Raw genomic sequence first — 18,780 nt, 5'->3', positions numbered from 1 at the left:
AATGAGTCAATTAAAAGAAACAATAGAGAGCTCAATGAAGAACTTTTCAAATAGAGAAAAAAGTGTTGGTTCTACAAAAATAAGTGAAGTTGGTTTCGTAGAAAGTATCGTCGGTGATATCATAGAAATCAAAGGTTTGTCAGACGTTAAAGTAGACGAAATCGTAGAAATTAAAGATAGAAAATGTTTCGTTATGTCTCTATCAGAAGAAACTGTAAAAGCAGTTGTTCTTACAGATGGAGAAGCTATCAAATCAGGTGATAAAGCTTACAGAACAAATGAATTAGCTTCAGTTCCAGTTGGTGATAGCATCCTAGGTAGAGTTGTTGATCCTCTAGGAAATCCATTAGACGGAAAAGAATTAGAAAAATTCACAACTAAATACCTTATCGAAAAAGAAGCTGCAGGTATTATGGAAAGAGAAGGTGTTGAAGTGCCATTCCAAACAGGTATCAAAGCAGTTGACTCTATCATTCCTATCGGAAGAGGGCAAAGAGAACTTATCCTAGGTGATAGACAAACGGGTAAAACAGCAATCGCTCTAGACGCAATAATAAACCAAAAAGATACAGGCGTAATCTCAGTTTATTGTGCTATAGGTCAAAAAGCATCTTCTATTGCCAATATGATAGAAACACTAAAGAAACATGATGCATTCAAAAATGTTGTTATAGTAGTGTCTACAGGTGACAGCCCATCGGGTCAACAATTCTTAGCTCCATATTCTGCCACAGCAATTGGTGAATATTTTATGGATAAAGGTAAAGACGTTGTTTGCGTATACGACAACTTAACAGAACACGCAAAAGCCTACAGACAAGTAGCATTATACCTAAAAAGACCTCCAGGAAGAGAAGCATACCCAGGTGATATTTTCTACCTACACTCAAGACTTCTTGAAAGAGCTTCAAACCTTAAAGGAAAGGGTAGTTTAACAGCACTACCAATTTGCGAAACTCAAGGTGAAAACGTTTCAGCATATATCCCAACAAACTTGATATCTATCACGGACGGACAAATCATGTTATCTAACAACAGATTCCAAAAAGGTTTCCTTCCAGCTATCAACATAGGTATTTCAGTTTCTCGTGTGGGTTCTAATGCTCAACTTCCTGTTTACAAGAAATTGTCAGGTGATTTAAAGAACAGTTATGCTCAATTCGAAGAACTAGAAAGTTTCACTAAGTTCGGTGTTCAGGTTGACGCAGCAACTAAAAAAATCCTAGACAGAGGTGCTAGAGTTAGAGAGATATTAAAACAAGACCAATTGAAACCTATGTCAGTAGGAGATCAAACAATTTCTATGTATATGATCATTTCAGGTCTTGCTGATACAGTTTCTCTAGAAAATCTTGAAGCTGCAGAAGAACTTCTTATTAAGACTGTAAGAGATAAAATGAGTGAAGAAATTGAAGCTCTTGAAAAAGGTGCTAAATTCACTGATGAAATAGAAAAGAAACTTTATAACCTAATGGAAAAAACGCTTCTAAAAGCAGGTTATATAAGTAAAGACGAAGATAAATAAAAAACTAAAATGATGAAACGAATTCTTCGCAGAAAATATTATGTTTTTAGCAGAGTATTTTAAGCGAAGGAATTCGAAATTGATTTTAAAATTCTAAGGAGTTTATAAATAATAAATGACTGGATTTTAACAATCGTTATTTCGGATTAAATTCGTTTAAAAGACGAATGATAAAATGATAGAGACTAAAGACACTATTAAGAAAAAGATTAACACTGCCGTCAAACTTCAAACTATTATTAAAAGTATGAAGATGATGTCTTTTGTTCAAATCAATCAATATAACAAAGCATCGGAAGGTATGAATTTCTACGCTAAAAACATTATTGATGGTTTGAGAATATATCTTATAAATAAAGGTTTTCAAAGTAAGGATACAATCCCTAACAACAAGAAAAAAAGCCTTTATATATTCATAGGAACTGACCAAGGTCTAGTAGGAAACTTCAATCAATTAGTAATAAATGAAGAGAAGAAAATAAATCCAGAACAAAGAGCTAATGCTAGATATCTTATTTATGGTAAATCTCTTTATGCCAGATTTACAGAAAAAGATAAGGTTGTTGATTTCTATAAAATGCCAACGAACATCAAGTCCGTTGTTAAAGTAGCAGAAGATATAGTTCTAAGATTAAGGGATGAATACGAGAAGGGCGTTGAAAATGTATATCTAGTTTATAACAAAAAGAAAGACAATGTTATGCTAGAAACTATCACAGAAAAAGTATTCCCACTTGATGAAGAATTCCTTTCAAGAATTAGTAAAAAGAAATGGAAAAGAGGGCAAATACCAATGATAGTTGGAAATAAAAAGGACAACTACAAGGCTCTTGTGAGACAATACATTTTCGTAGAGATTTACAAAATTTTGATTAATTCTTTGCTAGCAGAACACTTTAACAGAACAATGCTTCTAGATAGATCTGAAAAGAATGTTAAAGAACAAATTGAGCAAATGAGCAAGGTCCAACAGGAAAAACGACAAGAGGAAATCACAAATGAACTTCTCGACATCGTAGCCGGAAGACTTGGCGATGAATAAATAAAATCCCTGATAAAATTCAGGGATTATTTTTTTTATATATAAGAGATTGTTTTTATTGCCTATTAACATAAGACTATTATTCTTGTCGTTGTCCAATACTGTTGGTTGAAATTTACAAAAAATTCTTTTTTTAAACCGAAATTTATGATACAATGTTCACAGAGAATTTTATTTTGGAGAGATTTTATGAAAAAAATATCTATATATACATTTTTACTATCTTTATCATTTGTGTCTAATGCATCGGCTATAGAATGGACTAATGCCGGAGAAGATTTATCATCTGTGAATGCTCAAATAACATGCGATGGATCTAATAATTGTAGTTTGTCTACAATATCAGGAACGGAAATTAATTTAGGAGAGGATGAATTTTATATTAATAATCCCACTAATGTATCTAGTTTTACAATTGACTCAGGTGATGAAAGTAATCCATATAGTATAGTTAGAAGTGGTGGAGGGGCAAATGACTCAGCTTTAGATATATCATTATCTGGTCTTTCCTTAAATAATCTTTCAATAGTTTCAAATATTACAAATAATGGAGATGGATACGGTTTATATTTAAACAGAGGTACCTTTTCTGGAGCAATAGATATAAAGGCTGACGTTCTTGCAAAAAATGAATCAATTGTATTACAAAGTGTTATGGCGGATAGTTTTAATTATACAGCATTAGATTCAGGAATCACATCAACAGGAGGAAAGGGTCTTCAATTAAGTGCCGTAAATATCACAGGTGCTTTATCAGTAACAAGTAATATCTCCACAACTAAGGATTATGGATTCTATTTAAATGGTGGAAACTTTGGAAGTGTAACATATGATGGTGATATTGATTCTGGTCATAGAGGACTTGTTCTTGATAGAGTCACAAGAATTGCGGGTGACGTAAATGTTTCAGGTAGCGTTACCTCATTAGATAGGGAAGCAATTTATATATACAATACAACGATAGATGGAAATGTGAATATTTCAAGTGACTTAACATCTAATTATAAAGATGTTTTAAGCATAAGAGATACATCAATAGGAGGCCAATTAAAATTATCAGGAAATATAGCTGGAGATGTATATATTTGGAATGGAAGTAGAATTTTGGAAGGGGTACTTATTGGAACAGGATCAAATATAGGTGGAAAAGTTATAAACAAAGACTCAAATTTATTATCTAGTACAGGAGCTGCAATAACCTTCGAAGATTTAGCCGCAGATAATACTCTTACTTATTCTGGTACAGGAACCTTATCAGGAAGTACATATGATATAGATATGGGATCTGGGCATGATACATTGAACTTAACTGAAAAATTCACTTGGGGATTTACTCATAATGGAATAGAAGAATTTAATATATATGATGCAGTAGCATATACTTCATTAACAGTATCTAATGATACAAATCCTATAATGGGAAATACAGGTTTTAATAATGTAGAAAATACAATTTTTAGGTTATCAACAACAGATGCTGTGTTAACAGGGGACTCTGATAGCCAGTTTATAATAGCAAATTTATCACCAGGTTCAACTATCGACACATCTACAATAGGAGTTGCTCTATTGGGCACCGATAGTAATTATGGTGGATTTGTCTATAGAGTTGGAGATCAGTTAGTTATGGAATATGGTCAAAGGAATTTAGATTTTTCTGGAACAGATGCCTCATCAATGGATTTGGCTATAACATGTTCAGGAGGAGTTTGTGATACTAATTTGACAGGAAACGCTATATCTGGAGGGAATAGTGGATCTAAAATTCAAATCCATGATATAGCAGCAGCCTCAGGAATAGACACACTTTACATTGGTGGAAATGACAGTAATCCAGAATCTCAAATTAGATTTAATTATTATGAAGAAACAATTGAAAATTATATTAGTATATCTAATGAAAATAATTTAGATATAATTAATAATGCAGATATATATCATCTAGGAAATTATGCTTCTCATATGATAAGCTTCAGTGCCTCATCAGTTTTAAATGGAGATTTTATTAATAATGGAGATATAACAACAGAGGGAAATGCAATATATGCAGAGAATTCAACATTAAATGGTAATCTTACTAACAATGGAAACCTTGGTGGAGGTAGTGATCTTATTTATTTTAGAAACTTTGCTATAAATGGAGATCTTACAAACAACGGTATTATAAACGCTAATGCTACAGGAATAAATCTTTCATCTGGTTCCTCAATTAATAATTTTAGCAATACAGGAACGATAATTTCAACATCACGTACTGGTGACGGAGTTTATATGGATGGAATTACTATTTCAAATATGTTTGAGAATACGGGGACAATTTCATCTCTTAGGTATGGAGTTCAATTAAAAAATATAAATGATGGTTTTAAGGGGGTATTAAATAGTGGAACTATAGAGGCAACAACTACTAAGTCAGGTGATACTAATACAGCTTTATACGTTGGTTATAGTAATATAGATGGAAATATTGAAAATACATCAACAGGAATAATAAGAAATGAAAGTGAAAAGTATAGTGGTGCAATTTTCCTAGATGAAACAAATTTAAATGATGTCTTAAACGCCGGTGAAATTACTTCTAAAGGTGATGCTATAAAATTAATTTCATGGGGTGGATCTCATACACTAAACCAAATAAACAATTCAGGAGATATTTCAGGTTTAAATAGAGGTATACATTCTTTTGGATATAATATAACTGGGGGAATAATCAACTCAGGTAACATCACAGCGGGAAGTGAAGATGTTGAATATGCTGGTAAAAAGAACACAGTAGCAATACATTTCTTAGAAAGTGATATAGGAACATTAGAAAATACTGAAACAGGTGTTATATCTGGACAAATAGGTATTTCATTCGGAGCTCAGCATACTAATGGAGATCAAACAGGAAAGGATATAATAGATACTGATTTAACTGTAATCAATAATGGTTTGATTGAAGGTACTTCGTATGCTGCTATTGAAATGGATTATGGTTCAATTCATGGAGAAGCAGAATCGTTTGATAACACATTAAACTATTCAGGTAATGGTGTTTTATCAGGAACAACTTATGATATAGATATGGGAGAGGGTAATGACATTGTAAACATAACAAATGCAACTATGGAGTTCCCAATTATCAAAGGTGGAGAAACTGTTAATATATCTGATTCAACAATAGGTCTAACACTGAATTCTGAAAACCTATCTTCACCATTAATGACTACTAATGAGACTACATTATTAACGTTATCTAATGTTAATTTTGAACTTACAGTAGATTCATCAGCCTCATCATCTGTAGAATCTTTAGAGTATATAATATTATCAGAAGTAGAGCTTGGTGACACAGATATATCAACTTTATCTTTAGATTTATTAGGGGTTGATAGAGAGGGAGAACTTTCAATTGTTGATAATGAAGGAGTAGATCAACTTATATATAAGTTCTTGGTAGAAGCTCCTGCAACTTCACCAGCTCAAGGAGGTGTTCTTTCTTTAGCTCCTAGCAACGCTGTTTTCCAATCTTCAGTTACTTCAGCGGCTTCTGCTTCATCTGCAGTTTTAGATGTGGTTCAAGGAAGACAAATGGCTAGAAGATACAAAGATGTGCTAAGCGAAAATTCAGAGTTAGCATCAATAGATGCCGCAATTATGTCTGATGTTGATAATCTATTTGGGATAGACAATAAAAAAGAAGGTGTTTGGGTTCAAATATCATCTCAAAAAGACTCTTATGACGGAGAAACTAAATCTGGAGGTAGTACCCTAAGCTCAAGTGGTTACGATGCAGATAGTTTCGGAATCACAGTTGGTTATGATCAAAAACTTTCTAATGAATTACTTGCCGGTGTATCTTTAACGTACTCAACAGGAGATGCAGAAGGAGATGGAAATTCTTTTGAAACAGATATGGAGACAATCCAATTATCACTATACAGTTCATACCTTATGGATGACAGAACATTCTTAGATACTGTATTAGGATATGGTATTGGATCATATGACCAAAAGAGAAATGCTGGTTCAGATATAGCTAAGGCAGATTATGATTCAAGTCAAATTTCTGCAATGGCAAAGCTTGGTAAAATTTACACATATAGAGATAGAATGGTGTTCGCACCGTTTGCAAAAGCTTCATATGTACATGTTAATCAAGATGGTTATGATGAAAAAGGAAGTTCCTCAAATCTATCAGTAGAATCTATTTCTTTTAACAGCTTCCAAGCAAGTTTAGGTATGGAATATGGCTATGTTTTCCACTTAGATAATTACGAAACTCTAATGCCAACTGCAAAATTAGAATTCGCAAGAGAGCTAAATGATAATGCATTTGCAATCCACACAACAAATGCTGGAACTGGCCTTGCAGGAACTAGTTACTTATCACCAGATATGGGAAGAAGTATAATTAGAATGGGAGCAGGGATTACTTACCTAAATGAAAAGGGACATGAGTTATCATTTGATTATGAAATAGAAAATAGAGATAACTTTGATTCAGACACTCTATACTTAAAAGGTAAATACATGTTCTAATAATAATATATTAAGATATAAAAAAAGAAGTTGATAAAAATACTATCAACTTCTTTTAATTTTAAACAAAACTTATTAAAGTTTTTCAGGATCAAACTCTCCGTTCTTAACACCTTTGATAAAGGCTTCCCATTCATCCTGAGTGAATTTCACTTCAGGCTGTCCACCAGTAGTGTTGGTTACTACGAATGTCTCACCGTCTTTTTTAACGCCAACACAGCAACAATCTTCACTACAGAATGAACTTGTTTTAAAAGAATTAGTTGAATTTTGAGAACTTCCCATTTTGTTTTTGTTTTAAAGTTTAAAGATAAAATAAATTTTTTTAGATTTGAAACCCTCCAATAAAATCAGAGGATTTCAGGCTCAAAATTATTAACAAATTAATAATTTTATATCGATTTCTTAACTTCCTCTAACCAAGGTTCAAACGTTTCCTCAAAGTCATCATCTGACTTGAAAACTTCCTTAATTCTTGAAGCTCCATTATTTTCTAAATACTCGTCAAAGTCAACACCAGTTTGTGCAAATAGTGGATAAAAAGATTGTCCAAGCGCGTAAACTGCAAACTTAAGATCTTTTAGCTCCTCTCCATTTTTACTCTTTAACTCTTCATGAAGTGTAGCAGCGTTAAACGGAGGTTCTCCATCACCAAAAGTACTAGTAATAACAATAACACTTTCATATCCCTTTAAACTATCAAAAGAAACCTGTCCCATATCAAGAACTTCAGCTTCCTTACCAGCAGCTTTAAAATTAGCAGCAGCTTTATCAGCTAAGTTAATAGAGTTTCCAGTTTCTGAACCATATAATATTTTAATACTCATATTTAATATCCTTATAATTTTATTAAATGAAATTTATAGTTATTTATTCAAAAATAAATTAAACACCTAACTACGTTTTTTCCCATAAAGTTTCAGGTCATGATATAGCAATTCATATCCATTATTTTTAGCTATATCATTAAGTAATTTTTCTAATTTACCATTGGTAAATTCAATAACATTTTTGTTATCTATATCTATTAAATGATCATGCCTATGTTTTTCCAGTATATTTTCATAAGCTATGATATTTTTTGCAAAAATATGTTTTTTTATAAGAGACTCTTTCTCTAAAGAATTTAAAGTTCTATATACGGTCGCCAGGCCAATACTAGGATTTATTTTCTTCGCCTTAAGTAATACTTGTTCTACGGTCATATGGTCAAAAGAATCTAATATTATCTTAGATATTATGATTCTATTTTCAGTTATTTTTAAGCCAATATTCTTAAGTAGGTCTTTAATTGCATTTTCATTCATATAAAATTTTTCCTTGACTTCCTAATTAATTTCAAATACAAATGATAATCATTCTCATTTAAATGTCAAACAAAAAATTTAAACCTATCGTTATGATAAAGCAATTTTTAAATCCAGAAGCAAATATTATACTTACCGATTTCAAAGGAAGTCTTCCTAAAATTATATTAGGATGTAATAGAGAAGAACACTCTGTTAAGTATCTCATAGATTTATTTAAAAGAGGAGAAGATGCCTTTTTTGAAGTAATGAAATATTATCCTGAAGAAATAATAGAGAAGGTTATTTTATTTATTTAAAACAAAGAAAATTCCCTCGAAAAGACCTAGCAACCCGCTAGGTTTTTTATTTAAAAAAATCTGAATATTTCCTTTATAAAAAATATCATTTATGATAAGTTGTCAAAAGTAGGCAATGAATTTTGAAAAGTCATTCATTGTTTAAGAAAGGATTTTATGAAAGGAAAATAATAATGTTGTTTTCATCATTTGTTTTTATTTATATATTTTTACCTATAGTAGGTATATCTTATTGGATATCTCTAAAACATAAGAATCAGATTTTATCAAGAGTTATCCTGGTTTTATCTAGTTTATTTTTTTATTCATACTACAATCCTATATACCTTCCTTTAATATTAGTATCTATGCTTTTTAATTTTTATATAGGTAGAGGTATAGGAGATGCGAAATCCAAAATTCAGAAAAATAGTTTATTTTATCTAGGTATAATATTTAATCTCTTTCTACTAGGATATTTCAAATATGCAGATTTCTTTATTGGCAATATAAATGCTATTTTCAATTCAAATTTTGAATTGTTAAAATTAGCATTGCCTCTCGCCATATCATTTTTTACATTCCAACAAATAGCATATATAGTAGATAGTAAAAAGGGAATAACAAAACATTATAACTTTATGAATTATTCTTTATTCGTTTGCTTTTTCCCACAATTAATAGCAGGACCAATAGTTCATCATAAGGAGATGATGCCTCAGTTTGAAGATAAAGAAAATTTAAAAATTAATTATAAAAATGTTATTACAGGTTTATTTTTGTTTTCTATAGGAATTTTTAAAAAAGCCATCTTAGCAGATCATTTTGCCCAGTACGTAAGGACAGGATATTCTGCCCAAAGTTTAGATATATTACATTCTTGGTTTACAAGCCTAAGTTATACATTCCAATTATATTTTGATTTTTCAGGATATTGTGATATGGCTATTGGAATAGCATTATTATTTAATATTAAGTTGCCAATAAATTTTAACTCCCCTTATAAATCAAAAAACATTCAGGATTTTTGGAACAGATGGCATATTACTCTTGGAAAGTTTTTAAAAGATTATGTATATATTCCGTTAGGTGGAAATAGAAAAGGATCTTTAAGGACATATATTAATCTATTTTTAACATTTTTATTAGGTGGTTTTTGGCATGGAGCCAGTTGGATGTTTGTAATATGGGGAACTTTTCATGGTATCGCGGTTGTAATTCATAGAATTTTTTCTAAAACAAATATTATTTTAAACAGATTTGTTTCAATAATAATAACATTCTTATTTGTTAATTTTACATGGATATTTTTCAGAGCAGAAAATATGGAAACTGCAGGTAAGGTTCTTAAAGGAATGGTTGGGATAGGAGAAAATATTTCGAATTTTAATCTATGTAGTAAAGACCATATTATATTAATATTATCTTTTATTATAATATTTTTTAGTAAAAATAGTTTAAAAGTATTAGATGAAAATTATAAGTATAATAAATATAAATTAGCGTTTTATATATTCTTATTTTTATTTTCAGTGAAAAGTATTTTCGTACAAGAATATCAAGAGTTTATATATTTTAATTTTTAATTTAAGGATATAAAAGTGGAAAAAAATTATAAAAAATACAGTAAAATATTTTTATTTACTATCATAGCTCCAATATATTTATATATAATTATTTCATATATAAATGATCCTCTAATGATTTTTCATAAACCATTTTTTAATAGAGATGTGGTTTTATATGAAGATGCCAGAACTCAAAATGCCGGAGTTATAAATTCAATGTCAGAGAAATTTGACTCAATTATTTTTGGCACATCTATGATACAAAATACCTCAGCAGATTTTGTAAGTAAAAAATTAGGGGGAACATTTGCAAATATATCAATGAGTGGAGGTTCATTTGATGAAAGAGCTGTCGTATTAGATTACCTTTTTAAAAAGAAGAAAAATTTAAAATCTATTGTATATTCTTTTGATGGGTGTTTCATAGACAGTGATATAAGTAATACATCAAATTATTCATATTTATATGATGACAACAAGTTCAATGATTTTAAAATATATTTTAACGATAAGTATATATTAAAAAATATATTATTTTCAGGTTTTAAATTAAAGAATGAAAAGCAGTTATCTCTTAATTATCCTTATAATTGGTTTTCTCATAAGAGACATATTGCTACGTTCGGTGGAGTAGATAAGTGGGTTGAATATAAAAGCTATAAGCGAATAATGGCAGCTATGAACGACTTAAAAGAGACCTCAACTAAAAAGATTTTAATTGACAGTCCTGATGAGAATTTTAAAGATCAATTAGAAACATCAAAAAAATATATAGAAAAATATTTGATAAAATATATAGAAAAATATCCAAATACAAATTTTTATATAATAATGCCCCCATATTTTAGAGGTAGGTTTGCAAAATATATTAGATCCCAAAATTTAGCAAATATTCATTATGGAATAGTGAGATATATGGCAAATCTTTCTGATAAGTATAAAAATTTAAAGTTTTACGCTTTTGAAGATATGGATTATTTAGATGATATATCAAATTATAAAGATACATCTCATTACAATATTGATATGAATAATTACCAAATAAATTCTATAAAAGAAGGAAGGCATTTAATAACATCAAAAAATGTAGACAAATATATTAAGATTTCAAAAGAAAAGGTTATAAACTTTGATATTATAAAGTTAAATGATGAAATTCAAAAAAAGTTAAATAAAAAAAAGTGCCATCCCGTGGAGGATGACATATAATAAAACTTAATGGTCGGGGAGACAGGACAGTTTTGGAACTCCTACAAGACACATTATATCTAAAAGAATTCGATGTTTCACAATTAAACGAACTTCTAAATCTTTAGGTGGTTTAGAACTTTCCCCTTTTTAAATTTTTCAAGTCATCTCTCTCTAGTAAATTACAAAATATTAAAGAGTAGATAAAAAATCTAACAGGATATTCATTCTTTATTTTTAATAGGGCAGTATTTATTTTTTTCAAAAAGGAATTTATATCATTAAAATAGTTATTGTAAGCTCTATTAAGGTCTTTTCCCTCGGTCATAACTAAAACTATATCGCTATATTCGGAAGATTTTTCTAAATCATTATATGTGTTTATAGATTTGTCATTAAATTTTTGTTGTTTTATTTGTTCTATTTTTAAATCTAAAGACCATTTATCTAGTAAGAAATTATTAAATAATATATTTTTTTTAATTTTTTTATCAATCTTAATTTTCTCAATAGTTCTTAAACGTGTCAAATATGTTATAGATTTTTTTAATTTTACAATTCTTTTAAATATCCTTAGATTTTTTTTAGGGCAGTAATCTTCTTCATCAAAGGAATAGTTTAGAAAATCTGAAATCAATTTAAAGAAAAGCTTTTCTCCTTTATTTCCTTCTCCAAATTTACTTCTTTTATTAAAATTTGAATCCCAAATCTCACAAGCGGTAGCCCAGTAATGTTGAACTTTAGTCCTATATTGTATTTCAATTTTAAGCTTTATGTTATTTTCTGTTATTTCTTCATAAATATCATGGATTCCTCTATATCCAGTATCTCTAGGCTTTTGAATATAATCATATTTATCTAACTCATTACATCTTTTATAGCTTCTATTGTTTGTGTCTAGTATAACTTGTCTAAAAGTGTTTAATTCTTGAATGTTATTGAATATTAACCTACAACCTGCAATATCATTCATTCTTAACAAATCCATTCCATTATGTCTATGTGATATTTTATCAAAAATAGTATTTCTTTTTTTTAATCTTTGAGCAAAGATAACAGTTTTCCACTTTGGTCTATCTAATTTTCGTCTTATTAAAGTTTGAAAGGAATTTAGTATTTTAGAATGATTTTTTCGAAAATCTTCAAATATTAAAGATTCTGCTTTTGTTAAATCTTTTTTATGTCTTATCTTAGAAGCTATCTTATCTAATTTTGATTTAGAGTAATCCATAATTTTTTTTCCTTTTAATTTCTAAAAATGGTATCAGAATGTATAATTATTTCAAGAACTTTTATTCTTGAATTTGTTCTATTTGTATTCTAAAGTTTATTATAAAGTTGTAATTTAAGAAAGGTAGTAATTCGATGTTAAATTCAGAAGAAAAAATATACCATATAGCAAATAAGGTAAATGAATTATTTGAGCTTGCTCCAGAAGGCTCAACTATAGATTTCTGGAACTCTTATTGGAGCGATGTTCCAAAGCAAGATGTTCAGCTTGTAATAAATAAAATGGCAACAGATTATTCTATGATAAAAAAAGAGCAGGATTGGAAGTTTGTTAATCCTTCATATTATTGCAAGATAAAAAAAACAGGTCTTTTCGATTTAAAATATAAGGAAATCATAAAAAAGTATATTAACTTTCAGCACTTTAAAAAGACAGGCTCTCTAAAAAGATATGATTTAATAGAAAACTCCAGTATTAAAATAAGAAGCTTATATTTGCCTATATTAAATTTCCTAAAAGACGAAAGAGATAAAAACTTAGGAGAAGCCTTTAAATTAAAAGGCTTAGATTTTGTTTTTAAAAAAGACCTATCTCCAGATAATATAGCTAATTTCTTATTAAAGTTAAAAAGCCTTGATATTATTGTTTTAAAAGATATAAGTTCTGATGAAAATCTTGAAATAAATAATACCCCAATGTTATTGGAGGTGGTTAAAATCGATAAATTAGTAATTCTTCTAAAACAAGATTTTGATGATTTTTATAATCAGTTTTGCAAAGGAATTGAAAATATAGAAGAAAATTCAAAAGAGATAGAAGTTATTAAAACATATAATATCTTATATAAAAATAATACTATCTTTCTTTCAGATGGAGTAATTGAAAGCAGAATCAAAAAGCTTAATGAAGGAAAACAAAGAGAGGTTTTTGAATATGTATTTGAAAACCCCAATAAAAAGATTTCTAGAGAAGATGTAAGCTTTACAAAATTAGATAGATTAGACCAAGTTATAAGAAACATCTTCAATAAAAATACAGCTCTTATGAAAATATTATTCCCGACATTGCAGTCTAACAGCATTGTATTTAAAAACACGTTTAATCAACAAGATATTGAAGAAGATGTTTTATCTATACAGTAAACGCTTTTAAATATCCAAACAATCTGCTTTTAAATTCTCAAGCAACTGCTATTCTTCAGCTATCCCTTGCTATTCCTAGGGAATTTTAATTTTAAAGTCATATATTTTAGATATGGCAAACGAATCTTTACATACTGCAATAGGCAGGCTTTACGATAACCAACTATCAAATGAAGAGCTTCAAGGAGCTTGTGATAATTTGATGGGTGTTATTCTATTGCTATATGAAGAAGATGAAAGACAAAAACAACTAAAGAAGGAGCAAGGTAATGAAAATAACAGAGTGTAATATAGATTTCATAACTGAAAGAAGCGGACTTATAGGCTTTGCAAATCTAATAATAGATAACAGCCTGTATATCTCATCAATAGGAATTCATAAAAAGCTTAGCGGTGGTTATAGGATAACATACCCACAAAAACAAAATCATAGCATTTTATACCCTATAAACAGAGAAACAAGCTCAATAATAGAAACAACAATATTTAACAAACTAAAGGAATCAAGATAATGATAGATACAATAACAATATTTCTGAAAGAAACAGATTTCAAAATAACAGAATACGAAGCTTTCAATCCATCGGCAAGAGGAATATTTGAATATCCTTACTATAAACTTTCACAAGGTCATTATGAATGTTATCAAAATGCTAGTGCTAGAGATAAGAAAGAAGGTATATATAAGCCTCAATTAACTCTTTCAAAGAAACTTATGAAAGACGGTAAAGGTTATAATATAGGTTTAAAGGTACAATTCTCAGCTCCTAAGTTGTTATATGGAAATAACTTCGACGAGCTAGAAAATACAGACTTTAAAGAAGTGATAGATAAACTTCATAAGGCTTTAAAATCTATGTATGTAGAAACTACAAAAGAAGCTTTAAAAACTTCCGACCTTGTAGCTATTCACTTTGGAAAAAACATAATACTTGATAATTGTCCTGTGAGTCTAATAACAAAATCAATAGCTAAAATGGATATATCTAAAAAACTTGATAGCAACCAAACAGACTTTAGAAATGAAGGGCATAGTATAAAGTTCAGAACAAATAGCTATGAATTAACTTTCTACGATAAGGTTAAGGATTTGCAACAATCTAAAATAAGCGATAAAAAGGCTTTAGAAGGCGATAACTATCCTCAAAGAGACTTATTCTCTAAATCACAATTAGATTGTTTACAAGTGCTGAGAATTGAAGTAAGGCTTAATAATAAAACCCTTATACGGAAAGCTTTAAGAGATAATGGCTTAAATCCACAATCTATACAGATAAATCAGCTTTTTAATAAGGTAATAGCAAAAAGGATTTTAACTAATTTTTGGGATAAATATATAAATCCATCTCTTGCGGTGGTAGTATTAGCAGAAGATGAAAGTAAGGTTTTATATCAAAAGCTTCTAAATCACGGTTTAAATCATAGTAAAGCTATTAAATGTTTAGGAGCTTTAAGCTTGATAAAAGAGGAAGGGATAAGGAATTACAAGGGCTTAGATAAGACTTATAACAGAATAAAAAAAGATATAGAAAAGATTGATTTCAAGAACAATTATCTATATAATACTTTCAAGGATGTAAAATCAAAAATTCAAAGTATGAATTCACTAAAATTAGATAATTATAAGGAAAGGTTGTAAAGTTGAAAAATGTTAATAAATTATTTCTAGGAGATTGTTTTAATATTATGGATAAGATTGAAAAAAATTCTATAGATCTAATTTATTTAGATCCACCATTTTTTTCTCAAAAAGAATACAAGGTTAAAAGAGATAATATTGAGTATAAGTTCAATGATTCTTGGGAGGACATATCAGAATATATTGATTTTTTAGAAATTAGAATTAAAAAGATGAAAGATATATTAAAAGATACAGGTAGTATATTTATTCATTGTGATAATAATGCTTCTCACTATATAAAAGTATTATTAGATAATATATTTGGATATAATAATTTTAGGAATGAAATAATATGGAATTACAAGAAATGGTCAAATTCAAAAAAAGGACTAATAAATAATCATCAAACAATATTCTTTTATTCAAAAACAAATAAATACAAATTCTTTAAGCAATATAAGGGATATTCAGAAACTACAAATGTTGATCAAATATTAAATAATAGAATGAGAGATAAGGATAATAAAGTTATATATTCGGAGGAAATAGCAAAAAAGAAAAATGGAGTCCCTTTAGGAGATGTTTGGGATATTCCATTTCTTAACCCAAAAGCCAAAGAAAGAGTTAATTATCCAACTCAGAAGCCTATCCATTTATTAGAAAAAATAATAGAGTTATGCTCTGAAGAAGGAGATGTTATTCTTGATCCATTCTGTGGGAGTGGAACTACTTTGGTAGCATCTAAAATATTAAACAGAAATTATATAGGGATAGATATGTCTCAAGATGCAATTGATTTATCTGATAAGAGGTTAAAAAACCCTATAAAAACAGAAAGTCAGCTATGTAAGGCTTCTAATAATAAACAAAATTCTTTTGAATTTAAAGAAGATAATAATATAAATAAAAGAAATATAATAAGTAATTTATCAGGACATATAGTTCATAGGAATTCAGGTATTGATGGTTTTTTAAACTCAGAAGATGGTTTGATTGCGATTAAAATAAAAGATGATGGAGAAAGTTTCGAAAAGTCTTTTAAGAAATTAGAACAATCAACAGAGAAGAAAAAAATAGATAGAAAGGCTATAGTAATAATAGGAGAGGTTGAAAATAATGAATAATTTTAGAGAAAAGATAATATCTATATCGCAATCTTATAGTGATAAGCTAAAAGAAAAAATGCATAACAGAGAAGAGGAAATGAAAAATGATAATTTAGATCATTATTTAATTTATCAAGTTTTAGGAATTTCTGAAGAAGAAGGGTATAAAATTGATTTATATCAAAATAAAGGAAGGTTTTTATACAAATATGCAGGAAGTTTCCTAGAAGACATAACAATAGAGTGTTTTAAAGAAAAGTTCAGAGATGCCAAAGAAAAAGAAAAGGTAGAAAATAATCAAGGGAATAGACCAAAAAAATTTGAAATAGATTGTCTTGTAGATAATCATGCGTATGAAATTAAGTGGAGAGATGCTACGACTGATGGAGATCATATTACAAAAGAACATACTAGGGCTAAGTGTATTAAGTCTCATGGTTATATTCCTATTAGGATTATGTTTTTTTATCCAAACAGATCTCAAGCAATAAAAATTCAAGATACAATAAAAACGATATATACTGGTTTAGGTGGTAAATATTATTTTGGAGATGATGCTTGGGAATTTATTAAAAATGAAACAGGTATTGATTTAAAAAATATGTTAATAGATATTGCTCAATCTAAAACAATTTAATAAAGTTAAATTAAGGCAATAGAATGAAAAAGGCTGTAATATTTACAAGAGTGAGTTCTAAAGAACAAGAGGAAGGGGCTTCTATTGAAGCTCAATTAGATACTCTTAGGAAATATGCAACTAAGAAAGCATTGAATGTTGTCAAAGAATATGAAATTACTGAAAGTTCAACAAAAGGCGAAAGAAAAGAATTCAATGAAATGCTTGATTTTGCTTTATCTCAAAAAGAAAAACCTATTGCTATATTAGTTAATACAGTTGATAGGCTTCAACGAAGTTTTAAAGAAACAGTTTTACTTAAAGAGCCAATTCAAAAAGGCGATATAGAGCTTCATTTTATAAGAGAAAACAAAATTATAGATAAAGAATCTACTGCTAATGATTTTATGATTTGGAATTTTCAAACAATGATATCAGAATCTTATGTAGCTCAATTGTCTGAAAATGTTAAAAGGTCAGGAAAGTATCTTAGAGAGCAGGGGGTTTGGTTATCAAAAGCTCCTATAGGTTATCTTAACAAACGAGACGATAACAACAAAGCTATTGTAGTTATAGATGAAAACAAAGCCTTTATTATAAGAAAGCTATTTGAAGAATATTCAAAAGGACTTTATTCACTAGAAGAGCTTAAGCCAATAACAAAAGAGCTAGGTTTAAAAACTTCTAATAATAAAGATATTTCAAAATCTCAACTTCATACTATGATAAAGAATCCTTTTTATTATGGAGTTATGAAAGTTAAAGGCGAGCTATATTCTCATATTCACGGAGCTATAATTTCAAAAGCTTTATTCGATAAGTGCCAGCAAGTTTTAGATAAGCAAGGCACATATAAAGGAAAGATAGATAATAAGAAGGTCAAAGAAGAATTTAGCCCATTTAAAGGGCTTGTAAGGTGTTCTTGTGGTTGTTTACTTACTCCTATTAAGAAAGTTAAGCCAAGCGGTAAAACATATATATATTTAACTTGTTCTCACGCTAAAGGAAATTGTATTCAAAAGCCTATTAGAGAAGAGGTGTTCTTAGAGCAAATAAACGATTTATTTAAATCATTTCAAATGCCCCAAGATGTATTAGATGGAATAATAGAAAGCCTTAATCAATTTCAAAACAAGCAAGAAGAATTTTCAAAACAAGCTATAAATACCTTAAGCAAAGAATATCATTCTATAGATGGAAAAATATCAAAGCTACTTGATGCATTTTCTGAAACTAATAGTATTACAACAGATATGCTAGACAAAAGGATACTAGCTTTAAATACTAGAAAGAATGAAATAGAAGACAGAATACAAGATTATACTAGTGCAGATGATGAGTCTAAAAAGACACTAGAAGGCTTAGTTTTGCTAATGTCTAAGGCTTATAGCTTATTTAATAGTTCCGAAGTGCCTAAAAAAAGGGCTATTATCAATTATTTACTTTGGAACTTGCATTTAGAACACGGAAGTCTTTGTTTTTCCATAAAAAAACCCTTCAACGAACTGAAGGATTATGAATCTTTTTCAAATGGTCGGGAAGACAGGATTTGAACCTGCGACACCTACGTCCCAAACGTAGTACTCTACCAGACTGAGCGACTTCCCGAAGTCTTAAGATATCCTCATTATA

17 protein-coding genes and 1 tRNA gene are annotated in these 18,780 nt (G+C 29.0%); 13 read left to right on the top strand and 5 right to left on the bottom strand.

Annotation, left to right across the window (positions count from 1 at the left end):
• Position 1: 1 nt before the first annotated feature.
• From N4A44_01040 to N4A44_01030, 3 genes are all read left to right on the top strand, one after another.
• The gene (locus N4A44_01040; protein MCT4552231.1) at positions 2-1,525 is read left to right on the top strand and encodes a F0F1 ATP synthase subunit alpha; all 1,524 of its coding nucleotides are present in this window, start codon (positions 2-4) and stop codon (positions 1,523-1,525) included.
• Positions 1,526-1,700: 175 nt separating this feature from the next.
• Complete coding sequence (locus tag N4A44_01035) at positions 1,701-2,567, top strand: F0F1 ATP synthase subunit gamma (GenBank protein MCT4552230.1); 867 nt, start codon at positions 1,701-1,703, stop codon at positions 2,565-2,567.
• Positions 2,568-2,756: 189 nt separating this feature from the next.
• Positions 2,757-7,091, top strand: coding sequence for an autotransporter outer membrane beta-barrel domain-containing protein (locus tag N4A44_01030; protein MCT4552229.1), 4,335 nt, complete (start codon positions 2,757-2,759; stop codon positions 7,089-7,091).
• 75 nt (positions 7,092-7,166) lie between these two features.
• Here the strand turns inward: N4A44_01030 and N4A44_01025 are convergent, their stop codons facing one another.
• The 3 genes from N4A44_01025 to N4A44_01015 all read right to left on the bottom strand — a co-directional run bounded on the left by N4A44_01025 (position 7,167) and on the right by N4A44_01015 (position 8,398).
• A complete protein-coding gene (locus N4A44_01025; GenBank protein MCT4552228.1) occupies positions 7,167-7,376 on the bottom strand; it encodes a DUF397 domain-containing protein in 210 nt (69 codons plus the stop codon).
• 107 nt (positions 7,377-7,483) lie between these two features.
• Positions 7,484-7,918 (bottom strand): flavodoxin domain-containing protein, encoded by a 435-nt coding sequence (locus N4A44_01020; protein MCT4552227.1) that lies wholly within the window; start codon positions 7,916-7,918, stop codon positions 7,484-7,486.
• A gap of 66 nt (positions 7,919-7,984) precedes the next feature.
• On the bottom strand, positions 7,985-8,398 hold the full coding sequence (locus N4A44_01015) for a transcriptional repressor (protein MCT4552226.1): 414 nt from the start codon (positions 8,396-8,398) through the stop codon (positions 7,985-7,987).
• A gap of 92 nt (positions 8,399-8,490) precedes the next feature.
• Here N4A44_01015 and N4A44_01010 point away from each other — a divergent pair, with 92 nt between their 5' ends.
• The 3 genes from N4A44_01010 (at position 8,491) to N4A44_01000 (ending at position 11,453) form a co-directional block, all read left to right on the top strand.
• Positions 8,491-8,697, top strand: a complete 207-nt coding sequence (locus tag N4A44_01010) for a hypothetical protein (protein ID MCT4552225.1) — start codon at positions 8,491-8,493, stop codon at positions 8,695-8,697.
• A 173-nt stretch (positions 8,698-8,870) separates the two neighbouring features.
• Positions 8,871-10,262 (top strand): MBOAT family protein, encoded by a 1,392-nt coding sequence (locus tag N4A44_01005; GenBank protein ID MCT4552224.1) that lies wholly within the window; start codon positions 8,871-8,873, stop codon positions 10,260-10,262.
• Positions 10,263-10,277: 15 nt separating this feature from the next.
• The gene (locus N4A44_01000; protein MCT4552223.1) at positions 10,278-11,453 is read left to right on the top strand and encodes a hypothetical protein; all 1,176 of its coding nucleotides are present in this window, start codon (positions 10,278-10,280) and stop codon (positions 11,451-11,453) included.
• Positions 11,454-11,565: 112 nt separating this feature from the next.
• On the opposite strand, the gene N4A44_00995 is transcribed toward N4A44_01000, so the two are convergent.
• Positions 11,566-12,663, bottom strand: a complete 1,098-nt coding sequence (locus tag N4A44_00995) for a RelA/SpoT domain-containing protein (protein ID MCT4552222.1) — start codon at positions 12,661-12,663, stop codon at positions 11,566-11,568.
• 134 nt (positions 12,664-12,797) lie between these two features.
• Here N4A44_00995 and N4A44_00990 point away from each other — a divergent pair, with 134 nt between their 5' ends.
• From N4A44_00990 to N4A44_00960, 7 genes are all read left to right on the top strand, one after another.
• Positions 12,798-13,805 (top strand): hypothetical protein, encoded by a 1,008-nt coding sequence (locus N4A44_00990; protein MCT4552221.1) that lies wholly within the window; start codon positions 12,798-12,800, stop codon positions 13,803-13,805.
• A gap of 112 nt (positions 13,806-13,917) precedes the next feature.
• On the top strand, positions 13,918-14,094 hold the full coding sequence (locus N4A44_00985) for a hypothetical protein (protein MCT4552220.1): 177 nt from the start codon (positions 13,918-13,920) through the stop codon (positions 14,092-14,094).
• Positions 14,075-14,317: a SpoVG family protein gene (locus tag N4A44_00980; GenBank protein MCT4552219.1), complete on the top strand. Its 243-nt coding sequence runs from the start codon at positions 14,075-14,077 to the stop codon at positions 14,315-14,317. Before N4A44_00985 ends, N4A44_00980 begins: the two co-directional genes overlap by 20 nt.
• Positions 14,317-15,444, top strand: a complete 1,128-nt coding sequence (locus tag N4A44_00975) for a hypothetical protein (GenBank protein MCT4552218.1) — start codon at positions 14,317-14,319, stop codon at positions 15,442-15,444. Before N4A44_00980 ends, N4A44_00975 begins: the two co-directional genes overlap by 1 nt.
• Before the next feature lie 47 nt (positions 15,445-15,491).
• Positions 15,492-16,550 (top strand): site-specific DNA-methyltransferase, encoded by a 1,059-nt coding sequence (locus tag N4A44_00970; protein ID MCT4552217.1) that lies wholly within the window; start codon positions 15,492-15,494, stop codon positions 16,548-16,550.
• Positions 16,543-17,169 carry an ApaLI family restriction endonuclease gene (locus N4A44_00965; protein ID MCT4552216.1) on the top strand — a complete coding sequence of 209 codons (627 nt, stop codon included), beginning with the start codon at positions 16,543-16,545 and terminating at the stop codon, positions 17,167-17,169. Before N4A44_00970 ends, N4A44_00965 begins: the two co-directional genes overlap by 8 nt.
• A gap of 23 nt (positions 17,170-17,192) precedes the next feature.
• Complete coding sequence (locus N4A44_00960; GenBank protein MCT4552215.1) at positions 17,193-18,701, top strand: recombinase family protein; 1,509 nt, start codon at positions 17,193-17,195, stop codon at positions 18,699-18,701.
• Here the strand turns inward: N4A44_00960 and N4A44_00955 are convergent.
• Positions 18,680-18,756 (bottom strand) — tRNA-Pro (locus N4A44_00955). The two genes, N4A44_00960 and N4A44_00955, sit on opposite strands and share 22 nt — an antisense overlap.
• Positions 18,757-18,780 lie beyond the last annotated feature (24 nt).

Source organism: Alphaproteobacteria bacterium, from assembly GCA_025210155.1.
Lineage (GTDB): Bacteria > Pseudomonadota > Alphaproteobacteria > Rs-D84 > CASDRH01 > JAOASE01.
Note: the sequence above shows the minus strand (reverse complement) of the source record. Positions and strands in the feature narration are given on the sequence as shown.